Here is a 2,604-nt window from a genome sequence, read left to right on the forward strand (position 1 = left end):
GCAGGCGCCGGGCCTCGGCGGGGAGCTCGCGGGGGACCTTGATCTCGGCGCGGGCGATGAGGCGCCCGCGGGAACCCCCGCCGCCGAGCCGGGGCATGCCGAAGCCGGCGCATTCGATCGCGTCGCCCGCCTGCGTGCCGGCGGGCACCCGGATCTCGACCTCCTCGTCGGGCATGATGCCCGGCACGCTCATGGTGACGCCGAGCGCGGCCTGGGTCATCGAGATGGGGAGGGCGACGTAGAGATCATCGCGGTTGCGCTGGAAGCGCTCGTGGGCGGCCACCTCCAACGTGACGATGAGGTCGCCCGCCTCCGCTCCGCGGTAACCCGCCTCGCCGTAGCCCGAGATGCGCAGCTGGCGGCCGGTCGCGATGCCGGCGGGGATCTTCACGTCGAGCTTCTCGTGCGTCGGCACGCGCCCCTCGCCGTCGCAGTCGGGGCAGGGCTTGTCAACGATGGTGCCCTCTCCGCCGCACTCGGGGCAGGGCGAGCTCGACTGGACCTGCCCGAAAATCGAGCGCTGCACCGTGGTCACGACACCCGTCCCGTGGCAGTGGGGACACTCACGCTCCTCGGCGCCCTCGGCCATGCCGCCGCCGCCGCAGGTCTCGCACGGGGCGAGCCGATCATAGCTGATGGTCTTCGTGCAGCCCGTCGCCGCCTCCTCGAGGGTGACCGTGAGCGAGATCGCCATGTCGCGCCCCCGCCGGCGCTCGCGCCGCGAGCCGGCGCCGCACGCCTGGCCCCCGAAGAAGGAGGAGAAGATGTCGTCCATCCCCATGCCGCCGAAGATGTCCGAGAAATCGACGTAGCCGCCGCCCGCCGCCGCGCCGTCGACGGTGCCGTAGCGGTCGTACATGGCGCGCTTCTGCTCGTCAGAGAGGACCGAGTACGCCTCGTTGACCTCCTTGAAGCGCTCCTCGGCATCCGGGGCGTCGGAGACATCCGGGTGCACCTCCCGCGCGCGCTTCAGGAAGGCTCGCTTGATGGTCCGCTGATCGGCGTCGCGATCGACGCCGAGCACCTCGTAGTAGTCCTTTGTCTCCGCCAAGATCGATTATCCCCTCTCAGGCCACCAGGGGCCTGTATGCGTACAACATGCCGTGCCGCCCGAGGCGTGCACAGCCTCCATTATGCCCGACGCGCGGACCGGATAACGCGTTTCTACGGATGCGCCGCGCCCCTCGGTTGCTCACCGCTACCACGGTGAAAGGAGGATCCGCTGCGAGCAGCTGGTGAACCAGACGAGCAACAGGGCCCAGAGCAGGCTGTTGGCCGCGCCGTTCGCGATGGCGATGAGCCCGCGCCGCCACCAGAGAGCGGAGCGCGTGAGAGGGTTGGCCGAGATGATGCTCGCCACCCCGGCCACCAGCGGGACGAGGCAGATGAGGGCGAAGATCGAGAAGGTTCCCGAGAGGGCCGCGAGAACGAGGAAGGGCAGGGAGATGCCGATGAGGCCGAACCCGGTGCGGGCCCGACCCTCGAGGCGCTCCGCGGCCACGCGGGCCCGGCCCACAAGGTCACCGCCGGCTGCGNCCGGTGCGGCCCGCAGCCGGCTGACCGGCGAAGGGCGATCCCGAGCGCATCGCGTCGTAGCGGGCGCGCTTCTGATCGTCCGAGAGCACGGCGTAGGCCTCGGAGACCTCCTTGAAGCGCTCCTCGGCGTCCGGGGCCTTGTTGATGTCCGGATGCAGGGTGCGGGCCTTCTTCTGGAAGGCCTTTTGGATCTCCCTCTTGTCGGCGTCGCGGGGGACGCCGAGGATGGCGTAGTAGTCCTTTTGGTTCATTGCGGGCATGCGGGCGGGCGACCTCTCTGTTCGGATTTTCGAGCGCCCCGAGGGCGCGGCAGGTTCAGCTGAGGATACCCCACGGCGCGGCTGGTATGCGCCGCGGATCGCCAAACCCATCTGGCCCCCATCTGCTCGGTCGTGGAGGAGGCGGGCGCACGCCGCGTGCCCGGAGCACGGCCACGTGCAGGGATCGAGAGCAAAGCATCATCTGAAGGCCGTCACAGAGGCGATTTGCCTGAACGTGCCTTCAAACGTATGTTTTGGCGCCGTGTCCAGTCTCACCCATGGGAAAGATAAGAAAACGTCTTCTGAAAGCCGATCCAAAGGCGATTTGCCTGGAAAGGCAGTCAGAAATAGGTTTTGGAGCCTATATCGCCTATGCCCCCCTGCCCACGCACTCAGTCCGAGGCGAGGTCCCAGAAACGCCCGTAGAGCTCGTTGCCCATGAGCCAGCCGCGCTCAGTGGGCGCGAGGCGCCTTGCATCGCCCTCCCCCTGCCATGTGGCGAGGCCCGTGTCCACCGCCCATGCGAGGGCCCCATCGAGGGCAGGCGCGGGGATTACCTGCCGGGCGCGATCAAGCGCCGGCGCACCGATGCCGGCGCTCATCCTGAGCCCGAGCATCAGGTCCTCGGCGGCGGCCTCGCGGGCACCCATCTGCTCCACCTCGAAGTCAAGGTCGGCGAGGGAACGGGCCACGGCGATCTCCGCTGTGCTGGAGGTGACCGTCAAACGAAACCGTGCGGCATCCGGCGCCGGGGCCGGCAGCGCGGGCGCGGCGGCGCGCAGGGCCCCGTAGCACGCACGGCCAAGCA

Annotated in this window: 3 protein-coding genes and 1 pseudogene; all 4 read right to left on the reverse strand. The window is 69.3% G+C overall.

The genetic code is table 11. From position 1 onward, the window contains the following. The coding region (gene dnaJ / locus CAP13_RS04745; RefSeq protein ID WP_085830757.1) for a molecular chaperone DnaJ at nt 1–1,051 on the reverse strand (1,051 nt) is incomplete at its 3' end. Nucleotides 1,052–1,198: 147 nt separating this feature from the next. Next, complete coding sequence (locus CAP13_RS04750; RefSeq protein ID WP_085830452.1) at nt 1,199–1,516, reverse strand: hypothetical protein; 318 nt, start codon at nt 1,514–1,516, stop codon at nt 1,199–1,201. 4 nt (nt 1,517–1,520) lie between these two features. Continuing rightward, on the reverse strand, nt 1,521–1,907 hold the full coding sequence (locus CAP13_RS04755) for a DnaJ domain-containing protein (protein WP_425429820.1): 387 nt from the start codon (nt 1,905–1,907) through the stop codon (nt 1,521–1,523). 281 nt (nt 1,908–2,188) lie between these two features. Continuing rightward, a pseudogene (locus CAP13_RS09915) lies at nt 2,189–2,604 on the reverse strand (radical SAM family heme chaperone HemW); the annotation flags it as partial.

It is taken from the genome of Collinsella vaginalis (assembly GCF_900176655.1).
Lineage (GTDB): Bacteria > Actinomycetota > Coriobacteriia > Coriobacteriales > Coriobacteriaceae > Collinsella > Collinsella vaginalis.